Below are 18,849 nucleotides of genomic sequence, written 5' to 3'. Positions count from 1 at the left end.
TTATTCTGAGCCTATCAAAAAATACAACATAAGGCAATCTATTGCACAGCTGATGTATAAATGAATTAGTACTCAATTTCATTTTATCTAATCCGTTTTTTCTAATCCTCTTATTTTCTTATTTAAGGAGTTATTATGCCTGCTATTGCTGCGGCGTTGTCATGCCCAAAAAATGGCTTACTGTCTGTTTTTATTACCAACCTGGGTAAATATAACGAAGGTGAACTGGTGGGGGAATGGGTTTCACTTCCCACCACCCGTGATGAAATTAAAGCGTGCTTTAAACGCATTGGTGTTGATGGTGTCAAGTACGAAGAATACTTCTTAACCGATTATGAATCGGCTCTAGAGAGAGTAACGGCATATATTGAGGAGTATACCAGCCTGGATGAGTTAAACTATCTTGCTTGTCAACTTGAGACGCTCTCATCAAGTGAACTTGAGCACTATCAAGCCATTGTTGAAATGGGGGATATCAGCTCATTAAAAGCGTTAATCAATCTTGTTGGTCAGCTTGACTGCTACCAGTATTTATCCGATATCCATAATGAGTATGACCTCGGTTATTATTGGATAGAGGAAAGTGGCTGTTATGATATTTCAACGCTGGGAAACTTAGCTAACTATCTTGATTATGACAAACTGGGACGGGATATTGCGCTTGAACAAGGGGGCGTTTTCACGGCTAACGGCTATATCTATCAAACCGATGACCGAGGTCATGAGGAGTATGATGGAAAATTAGTCCCCTGTGAATATCGCGTATTATCCGAGTAACAGTTGGTTAACAAAGTACAAAGAAGGGAGCGCATCCTTAATTTGTACTTTGTTGATTAACAATAAATCAATGTTATTATTTTTTTATTTTTTTTCACCTATCTTATGAAATAAGACTCATAACATTGACCTCATAATAATACATCAAATAATTGGTTATAACTATTGTGATTCATGGGCTGAGTTATTTTATAAATTACGCATAATCAATAGGTTATTAATATTATTAAGTTATTAAAATTAAGATATTAAGTTATTAAGTTATTAAGTTATTAAGTTAAGATATTAAGTTAAATATTAAGACTAAGTTAATTAAGTTATTAACTAACATGATTCATAATCAGCATAATTAATATCTTTAATCTATAATCAAATATAAATTAAATATCCTTAAAGATAATAACTTACAACCTTAAATACCATATCCATTACAACCATTATAGTTTAATCATCGTCATCAATAACAATAGTATTAAACAATTAACAATTAACAATTAACAATTAACAATTAATAATTAACATAACGATAATAAACTGATTAACTCATATTATTACGACTCTATAGATAATCGTCTTATGATTCATACTCATCATGTAACCTATAAATACGCTAGCTATAACAGACTGTCATTAACAGTGTAACGAGTTGGCTTATCAAATCATTAGACTATTAACTTATTCATTCATGCGATTAAATCTAACAGTTAAGTGATTAAACCATTAAATCAATCATACCGTTTTATTTTCAAACTAACACCGTGATCATCCTTGGCATCCGTTAAGCCTAGCACACTCAGTTTTATTGTAATGAATAGACATCATAACCCTGTAACACGACACCCTTATCAAATAACCATGGAGAGTCATTATGTCATCTCAAAACCGCTATACCTATAACTTACGAAATCAAGTAAGCATTATTCATTTTGTTGATGCGCTTTTCGATAAACATGCCAAGTTATTACCCGTTAGGGTAGACCTAGGTTATAAAACCAATGAACGCATAACTATTGATAATCAAAATAGTTATAACGATAATAAATTTAATTATTTATTAAATCCTGACTTACCACCTCATGCTTATTTATCCCAAGAGGTTATTTTGCATAACTGGAATGAGCTACTTAATCGTTTACGTTGGAATAAACGAGAGTTTTTAAAAGAGTTAGTCGGGTATGTTTGGAAGATTGAATATGGCAACGACAAAGGCATACATTACCACCTTGTCTTATTCTTTAATGGCAATAAAGTACAAAAAGACTATTACTATGCTGAAAAGCTTGGAGCGCTTTGGCTTGAACTTACTAAGGGGTTGGGTGTTTATTTTAATTGTAGTAGTGATAAAACCCGTCGCTACGGTGATAACAACGCTTTAAAAGTGATTCATCGCATTGATGATAAGGCTAATTTATATCAAATGATGAATTATTTAACCAAGGTTGATGATAATGAGGATATCGCTCGGGCATTAAGTGGTGGGAGGTTATTGGGTAAAAGCTATTGACTCAATCACATATAGGCTGAGAACAAGAGAAAAGCAACAATAATAGATAAATTGTTAAATGTTTTTATCCTTAATTTAAACAAACAGCTTTATCCTTTTCTATAAAACTGATTAAATTGTTTTAGCCAACTTAAATTACATAAATAAATTTGATTTTATTATTTAAAGTTCATAGACTTAATCCATCTAAAAATAATAACTCATCATCCATGAATGACAATAAATACTGGTTTATAAGCAAAAAGGAATGGACTGAAATCACCCGAGAGATTGAGTCCCCAAATCATTTTCGCTATCAGACATTCTCTATTTCACTGCGCAAAGCGAAGCAGCTAAAACGGGTCAGTTACTTTGATGCAGATGATTATCAGCCGATTATTGACCGGTGCTTGGCGTCTCCAGATAGTTGTCATGGATTAGCAAAAGTTTTTGATTTGCTTGCTAATCAATATGGCGCTGGCCATTATCTCAAATCGTTACCTAAGCAGCGTAAAGTACTGATTGACGGATTACAAAACCAGCATATTGTCTTATTGCGTGAAACCGTGACACATAGTGATTATGAGCCTGTCCAGCCTACGGTTATTCCTGAAAAAATGACCTATTTGACCGATGAGCAGTTCTTGGTGAGTCACATGGAAGACCCGACTAATTGGATTGAGTTTGAAGTTACTGGAGTCGCTAATGAGCCATTTACCTTATTCAATAGCAAAACAGGTGAAATAGTTACACAAGGTCAGCTTGATGCATTGGGCCATGCTTATGTTGAAATCCCCGAAGAGACAGTTTTTCTGGTGGATGTAGCATTTTCTAAAACCCAAGAATACCGTTCATGGTATTACACACTGTTAGACTATCATAGTCAGATGTTTGCGGGTAGCGTTGATGCGATGGCTTCCTCTCTGGATGCACTGAATGATTTTCATCTGGCTGACGTGGTGCCCATTGCAAAACTGTATCAGGTTTTAGGTCTATCAAAATATTTTTCGCCTAATTCATCAGGTGGGAGTAAATTGATGCCGGCTAAGACACAAGGCGGTGAGTTGATTCGTTCGGCCAGTGCCTTTATCACTGGATTTTATTTACTCGATTTAGCGGGGTTTAGCTATATCAAACCGGTGTCAACATTCGGGCAATATAGCCGTGGCATCGCTGCATTTGGCGTAGTCAATGCTACCGTAACGCCAGTGATGGAACATCGGATAGCTGATTTATTATCAAAAGATGCCGGTTTAAAATCGGTTGTGCTTGACTATTTATCCACTCATCCGGATGATAGCAACGCTGAGGCAAGGTTCAAAAATGGTCTGGAAGGATTGGCACTAGGTACAGTACTTGAGCCTTTATTCATCGTCTTTCGGATTATTAAAAATACACTAACCCGCACCTTAATTACCCGAATTCCAACACGGCGAACTTATAAACTTGAGGCTGAGCAAGTTGAAATTAAACCAATAAAACCTGTAGAATCGACTGAACATGCTGAGATTGCCTCTGATATATCGAAAGCTGATAAGATAGTTGTAAAAGTTGAGAGTAATGCAGGAAAAGAGACATCCACTATTAAAACAGCTGACGGTATTAGTTTCAATATCGAACAGCCTAAACATTTAGCAACTGTAGAGGGTTTTAGTCAAAAATCAGCTATATCAGGAGGGCACAATGCTGATGCTTTTTATGAAGCTGTACAAAATAATGGAGTAAAAATAATTAGTGAAACCCCTACTTCAGTTATGGGTATTACAGAAGTTAAATATCAAATACCTGCTTATGATCGGGCTGGCAATGTTATCGGTTATAAGGAAAAACTATTTACTAAAACAATTTATGATCCTACAATTCTATCAGACCAAGAAATATTATATTTGGGACAACAAGCTGCCACTAATGGATATAAGTTGGCTATAGCTTCTGGCGCTAGAGAATATACAGCAAGCGCAGGAGGAATGAAATTCCAAGTGTATTTAGATCCAAAAACAGGAACTGTAACAAATTTTTTTCCGGTGACAAAATAATGAATGAATATCTCTTTGAACATATTGATTATGATAACGATCCTGAATGGGTAATTAAAGATTTTTTTAATTCAATGAATTTACAGAATAAATTTTTATGGATGTTACCTTACCTTATCAATAAAATAGGGTGTGGTGTTAATGAGACTTATTGCAATTTTCCCGATTGGAATGATCAAGACTCAGAATGTCATTTTGAAGGAATTATGTTTGGAGTTTGGGGAGGTGAAATTATAGTATCAGAGCAAATTGGTTTTAAATATATCCGGATAGCTTGCAAAAAATATCTATCCTTGCATCCTGAAGATACAGAAGAGATAAATGAGTTATTAGCAAAAATCCCTCTATAAAATTAACTCTTCACCTAATCAGTGGGGATCTTATTTTTTAAATCTTTAGATCTGCATCGCAAGTTCAATAATCAACTTGTCCCGTTCAATTTTAATGATGGCAGTACTGTTACATGCGGTACATCGGAAAGTAACGTTTTAATGGGTTTAGGTACTGTCAAATTAACTTTTTCACACAAATCTTAATTTGACATTTAATCCCTATTTTTGAATTTTAGGCGCAATTTGGGTAATAGCGCCCCATTCTTTAAATCGACGTTCAGCTAAAATACGAAAGGCTTTAGCTGAACATAAATGTCTAGCACAATTAAAATGATCGTAAATATTGCCAAAACATGACAAGAATAATTGTGCTTGTTTTAACGATTTAAATTTACGCATTTTCTTCTCTCTAAGCCTTGTTGCTTGGTGTGAGTTTTCTGCTCTGTTATTAGCATATTGTTGAGTAATATGAGGTGTAGATAAAAGTAACGTTTTGATAGGCTTAATATAACTTTTTAGCTTATCAGTAACCACTTTTAAAACAGGTTGTTTAATACTTTTCCTTATCTTTTTAATAAATCGTTTAGCAGCTTTACTGTCTCTTTTTTCTTGAACTAATACATTGTAACGGTCAACAAAAATTGGAGAGCTTCTTAGGCAGTTTTTAGTAAATTATGTTCAAATTCGGCATTGTCAAATTAACTTTTTCACACAAATCTTAATTTGACATTTAATCCCTATTTTTGAATTTTAGGCGTAATTTGGGTAATAGCGCCCCACTCTTTAAATCGACGTTCAGCTAAAATTCGAAAGGTTTTAGCTGAGCATAAGTGCCTTGCACAATTAAAATGATCATAGATATTACCAAAGCACGACAAGAATAATTGTGCTTGTTTTAACGATTTAAATTTACGCATTTTCTTCTCTCTAAGCCTTGTTGCTTGGTGTGAGTTTTCTGCTCTGTTATTAGCATATTGTTGAGTAAGATGAGGTGTACTTGAAAGTAAAGTTTTGATCGGTTTAATATAACTTTTTAGTTTATCAGTAACGACTTTTAAAGCAGGCTGTTTAATACTTTTCCTTATCTTTTTAATAAATCGTTTAGCTGCTTTACTGTCTCTTTTTTCTTGAACTAATACATCGATCGTTTGACCATCTTGATCAACGGCTCTCCACAGATAAACACGTTTTCCATTTATTTTACAAAAGACTTCATCCATATAAACATGATCACCATAGCATTTAGTCTTTTTAATTCGTTTAGCATAAAGTTTACCAAACTTAATACACCAATAACGAATGGATTCATAGGTAACAGATATCCCTTTTTTCATCATGATGAGTTCAATATCTCGATAACTTAATGTAAAGCGATAATATAACCAGACACAATGGCTAATAATAGATGCGGGATAACGATGGCGTTGATAGATTTTATTAGTATTCATCTGTATGATTATACAAAAAATAGTTAACTTGACAGTGCCCTCCCAAGCAACACCGTGAATTGTGTGGGGGTGATCGCCAAAGTTTTTCTTTAATTGATATGATTGGTTATCAAAATTAAATTTACCGTTTGCAATGCGATTAGAAAAGGGCACTAAAGGGTAACAACACGTTCGTCTTGGCGTGAGTTCGCCAGTCCAAGGACGCATGAAATCAATATTGTTATATTTAGCAAAAGCAATACTTCCTCCTAATTCTGGTAGTAAGCCGACTTCAATCGAGCCTTGTTTGATAAAGAGAATATTTAGGTTGAGTGCTGGGTTTATTGTCATAGTTTGTTCCTTTTAATGACCAAATAGATAAAAAAAGAGTGATGAATTGACTACCCAATCACTCTTTTTTATTGTTTTCTAGATTGATTTAGCTCAATAACTATTGAACATCAGCAATTCCAGCAAACAAATCAGCCCACTTACTTGCTTTGCGGTAGAATACTGGTGGCTTGCCAATTGGCGCTGGAACAGTCACAAATTGACCGCCCTGAACTTCTTGTTTATCCCACACACTGATCCATGTTTCACCAGCAGGTAAATACACTCGCCACTCAGTTACACCTTGTTTATGAACAGGTGCAACCAGTAAGTCTTTACCATACATATACTGATCTTGAATATCATAAGTATTGATATCATTCTCAAAATGGACAAACAGAGGACGTTGTAATGGATAACCTTTACTGCTCGCCTCATCAACTAATGTTTTGACATAAGGCACTAAATGACGGTAGATATTAGTCATTTTAGCTAAATGTGCGATAGTTCCTGGATCTTGGTCAAACTGGAAGTTTTCATCTGGGCGATTACATTCATGGGTTCGCATAACAGGTGTAAATGCAGCCATGTCAGTCCAGCGTTCAAATAGCTCTTTGGTTCGTCGGTTGTTAAATAAACTGGTATAACCACCGATATCACTATGATGGTAAGCATTACCCATTAAGCCAGAAGATAGCGCAGCACAGATTACGGTATTTAATCCATCATGACGTGAGAAATCAACAGACTGATCGCCGGCCCAAAGTAACGGGCAGTACTTTTGAACACCAGTATAACCCGCTCGCATAAAGAACGTCACATCATCGGTTTTACCTGCTTCAGCGATGGCTTCCGCATTCACTTTTGCCCATAGCGTTGGCCAAGCATTATGCATTAGTTTTGCATCAACACCATTTGATAAGTAGATGTTGTCAGTTGGCAAGTACTCACCAAAATCAGCCATCCAGCCAGAAATACCAAGGTCTAAACAGTTTTGTTTAATAATAACATCTTTATACCATTCACAAGCTTTTGGATTGGTAAAATCAACAACGCCACAGTAGAACTCACCAAAATCAACTAAGGCCACATTGCCGTCTTTATCTAGCGCAAAATAACCTTTTTCTTTTGCAATTGGGAATAATTCACCATCATTACAAAGATAAGGATTCAGGTAGCTCATAAAGCGAATATTATTATCTTTTAATTCTTTAATTTTTTTATCTAAATTCGGGTAGCGTTTTTCGCTCCATTTCCAGTCCCAGAATAGGCGTTTACCAAAAGAGGTGACTCGTAGTCCTACCCAGTCTTCACTCCAAACAGCTGAGACCGGCACACCTTTTTTAAGGGCATTATCCATTCTTGAGAATGTATTTTCACCACCACCTTTTAAGCCTAAAATAATTCCGTTATAGACCCATTCTGGTAATTTAGGTTGACGACCAAAGCGTAAACTGAGTTTTTCAACGATATCTAAATAGGTTGGAGCGTTGTAAAGTTCGATTGATTCTGGAATTTCCCAAACTTGCAACTCATGAAAATTGTCATTTCTAAAATCAAAATCAGCGTAAGCGGTTGTGTTGATATGACACGCATAATGCCTTGATGAAATATACGTTGGTTGCGGATAGTTGGTGTGATAATAATCGCCACCTGCTTTATTATGTTTGTCAGATAAAAAGGTGATTTCAGTCGTTTTATCTCGCCCAACACCGGGTTCTGACGTCCAAAGCGGGAAGTGTCGTCCTCGCATGTTCAGATAAGACATCTGCTCACCACATCCCCATGTTTGCTCATTTTTAGTGGCGGCTAAGCGAATCCAAAAACGGTTGAGTTTGCTGTTTTTACTGTGAATTGATAACTTGCAATCTGAATCATTGGTATGAGTGATTTTTATTTCGATCTGTACAGGGCCATTTTGCTCACTAGATAATTCAATAGTGTTGTTATTGACTTTAGCAAAACGAAGAGGAATTCTTTCTTCAACATAATCTTCTATATCAAAGTTACCACGATAAATTTCCATTTTTTCTTGGCCGATACCAACAAATACTGCAGGCTCGTTGTTCGTATGGACTAAGAGTGGCTGTCCGTTTTTAGTTATTTCAAATCCATTACTGATACTATTCAATTTCATGATGACTTCCTCTATAACTTAAATAACTGGGTCAATGGGCTCTGTGTCAATGCACGTAAACGATATAATTAATCCTCGTATCCAGATCATACATTTTAAATATTGTTTGAGTTAAGCCAGTGTATTGTAGGGTATGTTATTCACTGGCTTAATTCTTGATGATTTGTTTTATCTTGTTGCCATCATTTCATCAACAATACTTGCTAGATGTTGTAATCTTGGTGCTGAAATATCTTTGAGCATTAGCTCAGTATCGGGTAATCCAATAACAGAAGACCAAACTGCACGGCCAGCTAAGAATCCAGATGCACCAGCACTCATTGCAACACGAACCGATCTTGCAAATAAATTCGCGTCAATTCCTGAAGATAAAATCACCCATGGCATATTAATTTGTTCATTTAATTTTTGTGATGCTTTTAAGAGCTCTTTTGCATCGCCTTTACCAAACAGTGGCATTTCAACTTTATAAAGGTCCGCACCTGAATCACCAAGTTCTTTAGCTGCATCAATTATGGCTTGTTCGCGATCAAATTTATCACCAACTCTTGGCGGACGAACAACTGGCTCAATAATACTGACAAGGCCTGCATCATGACAAATTTTATTAAAGTCACGAACCATTTCTAAACGCTCAGCAGGCTCTTCATCTTGACGCCAAAGAACCAATAATTTTAATGCTTTGGCGCCTTCTTTTTTAACTTGAGCTGCATTTACATTTCTATCAATGCGAACGCTATCAACAGGGATACCATTACCTGGAATAAATTCATCGGCTGCAACAATTAGCGCACAGCTTTTATCAACTGCTTTTTGCTTGATGATTTCGTCATAACAAAATTGCTGATCAACTAAAACAGCTGAAGCAAATGGAGTCAGAATTTTTGCCGTATTGACTTTAAAGTCTGTTAATACTTGATCTTTTACCGGTTTTGGCAAACCAGCCGCAGCAAACATTAAACGCATTGCTTCGCGCTGATCGACAGCTAGCATAGCAAATCCACCTGATTTTCTAGCGATATCTTTTACTGTATATTTAGTCATTTGTTTCTCCTAAGATTTTTTGTTTTTTAATCCTGAGCAAGCACGGCAATGTTCTAAAATTGCAGTCCAGTCTTGTTTGCCTCGGCCCATTGCTCGAGCTTGGCTATAAACTTCTCGTGATGCAGCACCTAATGGAAGTGGAACGTGTAGTTGATTTGCAACATCGAGAGCAATACCCAGATCTTTGTGAGCAAGATCAATCATAAATGCGGGGCTTAAGTCACCTTTTAACACTTTATTTGGCCATGTTGTAGTAAAGTGCCCTTTGCTTGCAGGTGTACCACTCATTACTTTCATTGCGATATCGAATGGTAGTTCTAACGCATCGCAAAGAGTTGCAGCTTCAGCGGATAACGCATTAAGTGAAATACTCATAAAGTTATTGATGAGTTTTACTCGGATCCCTCTACCTGGTCCACCGGTATTAATAATTTCAGATCCCATGCAAAGTAATATCTCAGAAGCTCTATCTATTTGTTGCTGAGTGCCACCAGCCAAAATCAACAAAGTGCCATCAACTGCATTGTTTGATGTACGCCCGACAGGAGAGTCCATAAATTCGATATTCATTGTTGCAAGGCGATTTCGGATCGCATCACTTTCTAAAGGATGAATTGTTGACATATCGATGAGTAAAGCATCTTTACTGATTGTTTCTGTAATTCCATTTTCAGCGAAAATAACTTGTTCAACTAATTTACCATTGGGTAACATGGTGATGATAAACTCATTACCTTGCGTAGCCTGGGCAGGAGAGCTTGCCGCGGTAGCTCCTGCTGCAACTAATTCTTTTACAGCTTCACTATTAATATCATATACTGTTAACTTGTTGCCTTTCTTAATCAGGTTTTTAGCCATGGGACTACCCATTTGACCCAGTCCAATAAAAGCAATATTTGCCATTTTTATCACCTCAATTATTTTCGTTTAAATTCCTTTATTATCATATTTGTAATTTTTATTAAGTAAAGTGATTTGGATCACTTTTTTTAAATTTAATTTAAATTAGAATAACCTAAACTTTTTCGAACATAAAGGAATCTTGGTGAGTATTATGATAAAAATTGCATGTGTGGGAATTGCGGTACAAGATCGCATTTATTATGTAGATGAAATGCCTAAAGTGAATGGTAAATTTGTTGCAACCGACTATAAAGAAATTGGTGGAGGCCCTGCGGCAACAGCTGCTGTTGCCATAGCTAAGTTGGGTGCAAAGGTTGATTTCATTGGGCGCGTTGGTGACGATGGTGCTGGAAAAGTGATAGTATCAGAGCTCAATAGCTACGGGGTAAATACTTCACTGGTTAAAGTATACCCTAATGCAAGATCATCACAATCTGCGATTTTGGTTGATAAACAGGGAGAACGCTTAATTATCAATTATCCAAGCCCTGATTTATTATATGACACCGATTGGCTTGAAGGCGTGGATTTTTCTGGTTATGACGCCATTCTGGCTGATGTTCGCTGGCCACAAGGCACTGAATACTGCTTTAAAAAGGGCCAGGAGCTTGGGATTCCAACTATATTAGATGCAGACATTACTCCGCAAGATATTACCGCTTTGGTTGCATTATCAACGCACGCTGCGTTTTCTGAACCCGGATTATTTAAAATGACCGCTTTAAATGAAGTTGAATCAGCACTCAAGAAAGGCAGTTTATCAACTGATGGCAAAGTTTATGTGACTTTGGGTGATAAAGGCTGTTTATGGCTAGAGGGCGGCGAAAAGCACTGGGATAAAGGCTTTAAAGTTGATGTGGTTGACACAACGGGTGCTGGTGACGTATTCCATGGTGCATTTGCTTTTGCGCTGGCTAATGGATATTCAACCGATAAAGTAGTAGAATTCGCCTGTGCGGTTGCTGCCTTAAAATGCACTAAAGCAGGTGGGCGAGCTGGCATACCAACAATTGAACAAGTGAATAATTTTTTAAATTCGTATCAAAGATAAATGTAAACCAAGGAGCAGTTTGTGGTGAAATATGTTGAATTAACAGGGAATCCAAGACATGATAAGTTGATCTCTCTTGTTATGTCTAATGGGTATATTAGTAATGAAGAGCTCGCTCAAACTCTTGATGTGACACCACAAACTATTCGGCGTGATATCCGTCAATTAAGTGATGCAGGGCTAATCTCTCGTCATCACGGAGGCGCTGGGCGAATATCAAGCCTTATCAATACAGAGTTCTCTAAACGAGAAACTTCCTACATGGAAGAAAAGAACGCAATCGCAAATGAAGTTGCCAGTTTTATTCCTGATGGTGCAACCATCTTTATCACTATTGGGACAACTGTAGAGTTTGTTGCTAAGGCGTTAAAGAATAAAAATAATTTGAGAATCATAACTAACAGTATACGCGTTGCCAATATACTTTATCAGCATAAAGGCTTTGAGATTATTACTGTTGGGGGAATTTTGCGTTCACATAATGGCGGTATTGTTGGGCCTAGTGCACTCTCTTTGGTGAGAGGTTTTCGTGCTGACTATCTGATTACAAGCCTTGGTGCGATCGATGAGGATGGGACGCTTCTTGATTTTGATATCAATGAGGTGGCGGTTGTTAAAGCGATGATTGAGCACTCTCGGAATTTTATCTTAATTGGCGATCATACGAAATTTCATGCATCAGCAGCAGTTGAAATCGGTAATTTGAAGCAGGTTTCAACTTTGATTACAGATAGCAAGCCACCCGCTAGCATGATGAATATTCTCAAAGAAAATAAAGTTGAGCTTAGAATCGCTAAAAAATAAACCTTTTCTTTTGTTATCACTCTTGAATCAAGCTTAAAGCCATGATTGACATGGCTTTGAGTATTACCTTATTCTATTCCCTTAGTTCAGAATCTACTTTATTTGCAACCTATTTTTAGGTGAATTAAGAATTGATTTGCGCGTGAAGTTTCACTATAAAACACCTCATTCCTCTCTTTATTTTCTATTATTCTTATTTCTGTTTTCATCCTATTTGAAAAATTTAACGTTTTTTTGGCATAAAGTTTGCGCCAAATCACAAATTTATCATTATTTGGTTGCGTTTATTTTCGTTTTTGTCATTAATATAACAAATAAATGATTTTATTTGTCCGATACAGTTCGTTAAAGATTGAGGGAAAATTATGAGAAAGGCTTTTATATCACCGTCTAAATATGTACAAGGCGAAAATGAGTTATTAAACTTAGGTTACTTTGTTAAAAGTTTTGGAAAAAAAGCATTATTGATTGGTAATCAATTCGACATCGAACGTGTTACTCAGCAACTAAACCAAACTGCAGCTAAATATGATTGTTCATTTGTTACTGCTGGGTTTCATGGTGAATGTTCACGCATCGAAGTTGAGCGTTTAAAAAATTTAGCAAAGAAAGAACAGTGCGATTGCATTATTGGTTTAGGTGGAGGTAAAGCAATCGACACTGCGAAATGTGTAGCAGCAGGTAATGCAATAATTATTGTGCCAACAATCGCTGCAACTGATGCCCCGACGAGTCATTCCGCTGTTTTGTACACCGAAGACGGCGCGTTCGATGACTATGCGTACTTCAAACAAAGTCCGAATGTGGTACTAATTGATACGAAAATCATTGCTGAGGCACCTGTTCGATTTTTAGTTGCTGGAATGGGGGATGCGCTTTCAACTTATTTTGAAGCGAGAGCCAATCAACAGTCATATTCAAATGTGAATGCAGGATTACCTTGTGGTGCCCGTGAAAATTTATGTGCTGGTGCAAAACCAACTTTGGCCGCTTATTCACTAGCAACACTTTGCTATCAAACATTATTAAAAGACGGTCAAAAAGCGAAAGTTTCTTGCATAAACAAAGCCGTCACACCTGCGCTTGAAAATGTGATTGAAGCAAATATTTTACTGTCAGGGCTCGGTTTTGAAAGTGGTGGGCTTGCTGGTGCCCATGCGATCCATGATGGCTTAACGATTCTTGATGAAACGCACAACTATTACCATGGTGAAAAAGTTGCTTTTGGAACACTTGTTCAACTCATCTTAGAAAACGCACCAGATGATGAACTCAAAGAAGTATTAGATTTTTGTTTATCGGTTAATCTGCCAGTTTGCCTTGAAGATATTGGCGTTAAAACCATTACAGATAAACAGATAACGCAGGTTGCTGAAAAAACCATGATTCCAGAAGAATCAATTCACGCAATGCCGTTCCCTATCACTTTAGAAAGCATAAAAGCAGCGATATTATTGGCGGATAGTCTGGGTAAAAATTACAAAGAAACACGCAATTTTACACGATAAGGAACGAATGAGATGAAAAAATTAATCAATAACCCATCTGATATCGTTGTCGAAATGGTCGATGGGCTGGTCAATAGCTACCCCGAGTTACTTAATCGTTTAGATAGTTCGTTAATTGTGATTCGTAAAAACTTACCTGAAAATAAAGTGGGCATTATTAGTGGTGGTGGCAGTGGGCATGAACCTGCTCACGCTGGTTTTGTTGGGCAAGGTATGTTAACGGCAGCTGTTTGTGGGCAAGTCTTTACTTCGCCAACACCAGATCAAATCTTCGAAGCCATTAAAGCTGCTGATACAGGAAAAGGTGTTTTTCTTGTAATCAAAAATTACTCTGGCGACATTATGAATTTTGAAATGGCCAAAGATATGGCTGAGATGGAAGGTATTAATGTTGATAGCTGTATTGTTGATGATGATATCGCTGTTGAAAACAGCACCTATACACAAGGTAAAAGAGGCGTTGCAGGGACTATTTTAGTTCACAAGATTTTGGGTGCAGCCAGTGAAAATGGCGCAACCCTTGAAGAAATCAAACAACTGTCTGATAAAACCATTTCAAATATTAAAACAATTGGTGTGGCGTTCTCTGGCGCTACGGTTCCAGAAGTCGGTAAACCAGGATTTGTTCTTGCTGATGATGAAATTGAGTATGGTGTTGGTATTCATGGCGAGCCTGGTTACCGCCGAGAAAAGTTACAACCATCTAAGCAATTAGTTAATGAGCTGATAAGTAAATTGAAACCAGCATTTCCATTTAAAGAAAATGACCAATATGCCGTTTTAATTAATGGACTGGGTGCAACACCATTAATGGAGCAATATGTTTTTGCTAATGATGTATTAAAGCAACTTAAGTCAGAAAAGCTAAATATTGTCTTTACTAAAGTCGGCAATTACATGACGGCGATTGATATGGCGGGTGTCTCTTTAACATTAATGAAAATTGAAGATCAAGCTTGGCTTGAAAAACTGAATTCTCCTGTTATGACAGTTGCTTGGTAGAAAGGAAAACAACATGCTAGATACAACAAAAGTATTAAATTGGTTAAATGAGTTTGCCTCATTAATTGAACAAAACAAAGCCTATTTAAGCGATCTTGATACGCCAATTGGGGATGGCGACCACGGCAACAATATGAGTCGTGGCGTTAAAGCCATGCAGGAGCAATTTGCTAAATCTTCATTTGAATCACCATCTGATATTTTTAAAGCAACTGCAATGACATTAATGGGCAATATTGGCGGTGCATCAGGCCCTTTATATGGCAGTGCTTTTATGGAAATGGCTAAATCAGCTAAAGAAACCAGTGATTTGGGTACAATTATTCAAGCAGGTTTGAATGGAATTGCAAAAAGGGGAAAAGCACAGACGGGTGAAAAAACGATGATTGATGTTTGGCAACCTGTTAGTGAGAGCTTACTTGCCAATCACTTAACGCAGCAAGTTATTGATACTGCGGTTAAGTCAACTAAACCACTCATTGCGACAAAAGGCCGTGCTTCATATGTTGCTAAGCGCTCAATAGGACATTTAGATCCGGGCTCGGTCTCTAGCGGTTACTTATTCACTGCAATGCTCAATAATCTTAAATAATTAAAGGAATCGGACATGATCAGTTTCATTTTAGTTTCTCACAGTAAAAAAATCACAGACGGTTTAAAAGAGATGATTGATGAAATGGCTTTAAATCAGGAGCAGGTCACCATTTTTTCAGTCGGAGGGACTTCTGATGGGCGCTTAGGTACCGATCCTATTGCAATTTATAATACAATTGAGTCACGCAAAGCAGATGAAGCCATTCTTGTTTTCACTGATATGGGAAGCGCCGTATTAAGTTCTGAAGCTGCCATCGATATGCTCGATGATGAAGTGAGAGATAAAGTGCATTTAGTTGATTGTGCTTTAGTTGAAGGGGCTTTTATTGCAGCCGTTCAAGTAAAGGGGAGCCAAAGTCTGCAGTCAGTTTTTGAAGAGTTAAAGTCCATTTAATGAATAGGTAATTAAGATTTCAAAAAAGATTAAAAAATAAATTCACAAAATTTAAATAAGAGGTAAGTCAATATGATGAGTTGGATTAATACAAAAGCGCATAATCGCTGGTTAGAAACTGAAACAGATCGCATCTTTGAATTTGGTCGAAAAGCATTTGTTCCAACAGGATTTGGATGGATTGGTAATAACGGTAAAGTCAGAGAAGAAATGGGCACACAGCTTTGGATTACCGCCAGAATGATCCACGTTTATGCCATTGCGGCTTTAATGGGCAGACCGGGCGCTGCTCAATTAGTTGAACATGGTATTGATGCCTTAAATGGCCCATTGAAAGATAAAAAACATGGTGGTTGGTATGCCAAAGTTGATGTCAATGATGGAACGGTTCTTGATGCATCAAAACAAGGGTATCAACACTTTTTTGTATTATTAGGTGCTGCAAGTGCGGCGACAACAGGAAGTCCTAAAGCGAAAGCATTACTTGATGAAGCCATCGAAGTAATTGAAAAATTCTTCTGGAGCCAAAAAGAACAAATGTGTTTAGAGTCTTGGGATGAGGCTTTTAGCAAAACGGAAGATTATCGTGGCGGTAATGCCAACATGCACGCAGTTGAAGCCTTCCTTATTGTTTATGATGTAACAAAAGATAAAAAATGGTTAGATCGTGCGATCAGAATTGCTTCTGTCATTATTCATGATGTAGCAAGAAACAATCATTTCCGTGTTAACGAACACTTTGACTCTAATTGGACGCCACTGCTTGATTATAACAAAGAAAGCCCAGCAAGCCATTTTAGAGCTTACGGGGGAACACCTGGACATTGGGTTGAATGGGGTCGTTTAATGTTACACCTTCGAGCAACACTACTTGCTAACAAGATGGAAACACCCGATTGGCTACTTGAAGATGCTAAAAATTTATTTGCAGCAGGTGTTCGTGATGCTTGGTCAGTTGATGGAAAACCGGGTTTTGTCTATAGCGTTGATTGGGATGGTAAGCCAGTTGTACGTGAAAGAATTCGCTGGGTTATCGTCGAAGCAATGGGAACTGCTTACGCACTTTATGAAGTAACTAAAGAGGCAAAATATGAAGAATACTATCAAAGTTTTTGGGATTATTGCCGTACCTATCTTATGGATTATGAAACGGGGTCTTGGTGGCAAGAGCTTGATACGAATAACAAAGTCTCTAACAAAGTGTGGGATGGTAAACAAGATATTTATCACTTATTACATTGTTTAGTAATTCCACGGCTGCCTTTAACGCCAGGATTAGCCCCTGCATTAGCGGCTGGATTATTGGATAAAAACGAACATTAAGTTTGAGGGGTAGAGAGGTATTTTATCTCTCTACCAACAAAAACAACTGGCGTAGCGTTCGAGTCAATAAAAAAACCGAATTAAACACTTAGTTAAAACTGGATAAATCGTATTTTATGCAGAACGGGATTTCTTTGCTCAAAATTTACCGAGGTAACAATGATTCTTTCAAAGCAAACTAATGAATCTAAAGGATTATTAAATATTAATAGCACACAAGATGTGATTAATATTATCAATGAGCACGCGCCTAAAAATAAAAGACATTTCTTTATTTATTTTCTCGCTTTAAGTGGTGTGTTTCTTGATGCTTATCAAGTGGTCATCATGGCTTTTGCCAATAAATATATTGCGGCCGAATTTGCTGTTTCGCCTACATTTAGTGCAACAGTGAACTCTGTTTTTTTTGTGGGATTAATGGTTGGTGGTTTAGTTGCTCAATCAACAGTTGATAAAATCGGGCAAAAACGCTCATTTTTACTCTCGGTTGGACTATGGATACTTGGCGCGTTAATGCTGCCATTTGTCACTAATATTTGGATTTTGCTTTTTGTTTTCCTTGTGATGGGAACGGGTTTAGGGATTGATTTCCCATTATCAACCAGCGCAGTTGCAGAGCTTGCCGGCACTAAATCGAAAAAATCAGGGAGCTCAGTCAATTTATGGCAAGTAGTTTGGTTTTTAACCACAACTTTTGTCTATTTATTACTTTTTGCCTTGTACAAACTTGATATTAGTGAAATGAAACTATGGCGAGTGGCATTTTTTATTGGCGCGCTATTTGGTGTGGCAGTGCTTGTTTTGAGATATCGTTTAATTGGTGAGTCAGCCATTTGGGCAGCTCGAACCAAGCGTACAGATGACCTCCATCATATCATCAAAAAACGTTACAAAATTCATGTTGATATTGCTTCAGATTTCGATGCTTATCAGCATTCTCCTGATGCGCAAAAACAACAAAAAATTAGTAAAGTTGCCCAGTACAAAATTTTATTTACCAAAAAATATTTAAGAAGAACCGTTTTATCTTGTGTGATTGCAACCATGCAGTCATGGCAATACAACGCGGTCGGGGCTTATTTACCTGTCATTTTAATTAGCATGTTAGCTGGCGATTTATCTGCCTCTTTATTAGGCACAGCTTCTGTGAATATGTTAGCGGGGTTAACTGGTGCAGTTATTGGCTCGCTTCTTATCGCCCATTTAGGCACAAGAAGACAAAGTATGATTGGATTTGTTTTTGCGATGCTATCTTTATTGGCGCTAGGGTTTGTAGGTCAATCAAGTGCGCTACTCACGCTTATCTTTTTAATGACCTTGATCTTTTCTCATGCAGCTGGTCCTGCTGGTTTAGGGATTACGATTGCAACATTATCTTTCCCACCAAGTATTAGGGCGGCTGGCGTTGGGTTTACTAATGCAGTTTTAAGAATTGGCGGTATTGCTGGTGTGATTTTCTGGCCATTAATTTGGTACAAATATGGAGTTACCGCATTTTACTTATTAGCCCTTGTTCCATTTATCGGTTCTTTAACTTGCTACTTAATCAAATGGGAACCTCTAGATAATGAAGTAGATAAAGAAGATGAAGATGTGATTTTACAACTAAAACAGATGAGCTGATTCACATCAGACTAACACATGGGTAAAGAACTATCCGTATTGAAATAGAATCAAACGTAACATAGCAGTTTAATTAAGGAG

General features: G+C 37.1%; 17 protein-coding genes. 12 read left to right on the top strand and 5 right to left on the bottom strand.

Going from position 1 to position 18,849, the window contains the following annotated elements:
* The first annotated feature begins 135 nt into the window (after positions 1-135).
* From RHO11_10710 to cdiI, 4 genes are all read left to right on the top strand, one after another.
* Positions 136-777 (top strand): antirestriction protein ArdA, encoded by a 642-nt coding sequence (locus tag RHO11_10710; protein WVD60948.1) that lies wholly within the window; start codon positions 136-138, stop codon positions 775-777.
* A gap of 868 nt (positions 778-1,645) precedes the next feature.
* Positions 1,646-2,281: an inovirus-type Gp2 protein gene (locus RHO11_10705; GenBank protein ID WVD60947.1), complete on the top strand. Its 636-nt coding sequence runs from the start codon at positions 1,646-1,648 to the stop codon at positions 2,279-2,281.
* 209 nt (positions 2,282-2,490) lie between these two features.
* A complete protein-coding gene (locus tag RHO11_10700) occupies positions 2,491-4,296 on the top strand; it encodes a CdiA family toxin C-terminal domain-containing protein (GenBank protein ID WVD60946.1) in 1,806 nt (601 codons plus the stop codon).
* Positions 4,296-4,646, top strand: coding sequence for a ribonuclease toxin immunity protein CdiI (cdiI, locus tag RHO11_10695; protein ID WVD60945.1), 351 nt, complete (start codon positions 4,296-4,298; stop codon positions 4,644-4,646). The genes RHO11_10700 and cdiI overlap by 1 nt, the downstream gene beginning before the upstream one ends.
* A gap of 201 nt (positions 4,647-4,847) precedes the next feature.
* On the opposite strand, the gene RHO11_10690 is transcribed toward cdiI, so the two are convergent.
* From RHO11_10690 to yihU, 5 genes are all read right to left on the bottom strand, one after another.
* A complete protein-coding gene (locus RHO11_10690; GenBank protein ID WVD62891.1) occupies positions 4,848-5,270 on the bottom strand; it encodes a DDE-type integrase/transposase/recombinase in 423 nt (140 codons plus the stop codon).
* Positions 5,271-5,365: 95 nt separating this feature from the next.
* Positions 5,366-6,406 (bottom strand): IS6 family transposase, encoded by a 1,041-nt coding sequence (locus RHO11_10685; GenBank protein WVD60944.1) that lies wholly within the window; start codon positions 6,404-6,406, stop codon positions 5,366-5,368.
* Between the two features lie 100 nt (positions 6,407-6,506).
* Positions 6,507-8,522, bottom strand: a complete 2,016-nt coding sequence (locus RHO11_10680; protein WVD60943.1) for an alpha-glucosidase — start codon at positions 8,520-8,522, stop codon at positions 6,507-6,509.
* Positions 8,523-8,690: 168 nt separating this feature from the next.
* Positions 8,691-9,566, bottom strand: coding sequence for a hypothetical protein (locus RHO11_10675; GenBank protein WVD60942.1), 876 nt, complete (start codon positions 9,564-9,566; stop codon positions 8,691-8,693).
* A 9-nt stretch (positions 9,567-9,575) separates the two neighbouring features.
* Positions 9,576-10,469: a sulfolactaldehyde 3-reductase gene (gene yihU, locus RHO11_10670; GenBank protein WVD60941.1), complete on the bottom strand. Its 894-nt coding sequence runs from the start codon at positions 10,467-10,469 to the stop codon at positions 9,576-9,578.
* Between the two features lie 151 nt (positions 10,470-10,620).
* Here yihU and RHO11_10665 point away from each other — a divergent pair, with 151 nt between their 5' ends.
* From RHO11_10665 to RHO11_10630, 8 genes are all read left to right on the top strand, one after another.
* Positions 10,621-11,520 carry a sugar kinase gene (locus RHO11_10665; protein ID WVD60940.1) on the top strand — a complete coding sequence of 300 codons (900 nt, stop codon included), beginning with the start codon at positions 10,621-10,623 and terminating at the stop codon, positions 11,518-11,520.
* Positions 11,521-11,541: 21 nt separating this feature from the next.
* Complete coding sequence (locus RHO11_10660; GenBank protein ID WVD60939.1) at positions 11,542-12,324, top strand: DeoR/GlpR family DNA-binding transcription regulator; 783 nt, start codon at positions 11,542-11,544, stop codon at positions 12,322-12,324.
* A gap of 365 nt (positions 12,325-12,689) precedes the next feature.
* On the top strand, positions 12,690-13,832 hold the full coding sequence (locus tag RHO11_10655) for a glycerol dehydrogenase (protein ID WVD60938.1): 1,143 nt from the start codon (positions 12,690-12,692) through the stop codon (positions 13,830-13,832).
* A 12-nt stretch (positions 13,833-13,844) separates the two neighbouring features.
* Positions 13,845-14,834 (top strand): dihydroxyacetone kinase subunit DhaK, encoded by a 990-nt coding sequence (dhaK, locus tag RHO11_10650; protein ID WVD60937.1) that lies wholly within the window; start codon positions 13,845-13,847, stop codon positions 14,832-14,834.
* Between the two features lie 13 nt (positions 14,835-14,847).
* On the top strand, positions 14,848-15,426 hold the full coding sequence (dhaL, locus tag RHO11_10645) for a dihydroxyacetone kinase subunit DhaL (protein WVD60936.1): 579 nt from the start codon (positions 14,848-14,850) through the stop codon (positions 15,424-15,426).
* A 15-nt stretch (positions 15,427-15,441) separates the two neighbouring features.
* Positions 15,442-15,822 (top strand): dihydroxyacetone kinase phosphoryl donor subunit DhaM, encoded by a 381-nt coding sequence (dhaM, locus tag RHO11_10640; protein ID WVD60935.1) that lies wholly within the window; start codon positions 15,442-15,444, stop codon positions 15,820-15,822.
* A 75-nt stretch (positions 15,823-15,897) separates the two neighbouring features.
* A complete protein-coding gene (locus RHO11_10635; GenBank protein WVD62890.1) occupies positions 15,898-17,145 on the top strand; it encodes an AGE family epimerase/isomerase in 1,248 nt (415 codons plus the stop codon).
* 159 nt (positions 17,146-17,304) lie between these two features.
* Positions 17,305-18,768: an MFS transporter gene (locus tag RHO11_10630; protein WVD60934.1), complete on the top strand. Its 1,464-nt coding sequence runs from the start codon at positions 17,305-17,307 to the stop codon at positions 18,766-18,768.
* Positions 18,769-18,849: the final 81 nt, after the last annotated feature.

The organism is Orbaceae bacterium BiB, from assembly GCA_036251205.1.
Lineage (GTDB): Bacteria > Pseudomonadota > Gammaproteobacteria > Enterobacterales > Orbaceae > Orbus > Orbus mooreae.
Note: the sequence above shows the minus strand (reverse complement) of the source record. Positions and strands in the feature narration are given on the sequence as shown.

Bases quoted from the DNA above. Each gene is read 5' to 3' on its own strand.
- RHO11_10630 (WVD60934.1), top strand. From the start codon at position 17,305: ATGATTCTTTCAAAGCAAACTAATGAATCTAAAGGATTATTAAATATT.
- RHO11_10665 (WVD60940.1), top strand. From the start codon at position 10,621: ATGATAAAAATTGCATGTGTGGGAATTGCGGTACAAGATCGCATTTAT.
- RHO11_10710 (WVD60948.1), top strand. From the start codon at position 136: ATGCCTGCTATTGCTGCGGCGTTGTCATGCCCAAAAAATGGCTTACTG.
- RHO11_10635 (WVD62890.1), top strand. From the start codon at position 15,898: ATGAGTTGGATTAATACAAAAGCGCATAATCGCTGGTTAGAAACTGAA.
- dhaM (WVD60935.1), top strand. From the start codon at position 15,442: ATGATCAGTTTCATTTTAGTTTCTCACAGTAAAAAAATCACAGACGGT.
- yihU (WVD60941.1), bottom strand. From the start codon at position 10,469: ATGGCAAATATTGCTTTTATTGGACTGGGTCAAATGGGTAGTCCCATG.
- dhaK (WVD60937.1), top strand. From the start codon at position 13,845: ATGAAAAAATTAATCAATAACCCATCTGATATCGTTGTCGAAATGGTC.
- cdiI (WVD60945.1), top strand. From the start codon at position 4,296: ATGAATGAATATCTCTTTGAACATATTGATTATGATAACGATCCTGAA.
- RHO11_10680 (WVD60943.1), bottom strand. From the start codon at position 8,522: ATGAAATTGAATAGTATCAGTAATGGATTTGAAATAACTAAAAACGGA.
- RHO11_10675 (WVD60942.1), bottom strand. From the start codon at position 9,566: ATGACTAAATATACAGTAAAAGATATCGCTAGAAAATCAGGTGGATTT.
- RHO11_10705 (WVD60947.1), top strand. From the start codon at position 1,646: ATGTCATCTCAAAACCGCTATACCTATAACTTACGAAATCAAGTAAGC.
- RHO11_10655 (WVD60938.1), top strand. From the start codon at position 12,690: ATGAGAAAGGCTTTTATATCACCGTCTAAATATGTACAAGGCGAAAAT.
- RHO11_10700 (WVD60946.1), top strand. From the start codon at position 2,491: ATGAATGACAATAAATACTGGTTTATAAGCAAAAAGGAATGGACTGAA.
- dhaL (WVD60936.1), top strand. From the start codon at position 14,848: ATGCTAGATACAACAAAAGTATTAAATTGGTTAAATGAGTTTGCCTCA.
- RHO11_10685 (WVD60944.1), bottom strand. From the start codon at position 6,406: ATGACAATAAACCCAGCACTCAACCTAAATATTCTCTTTATCAAACAA.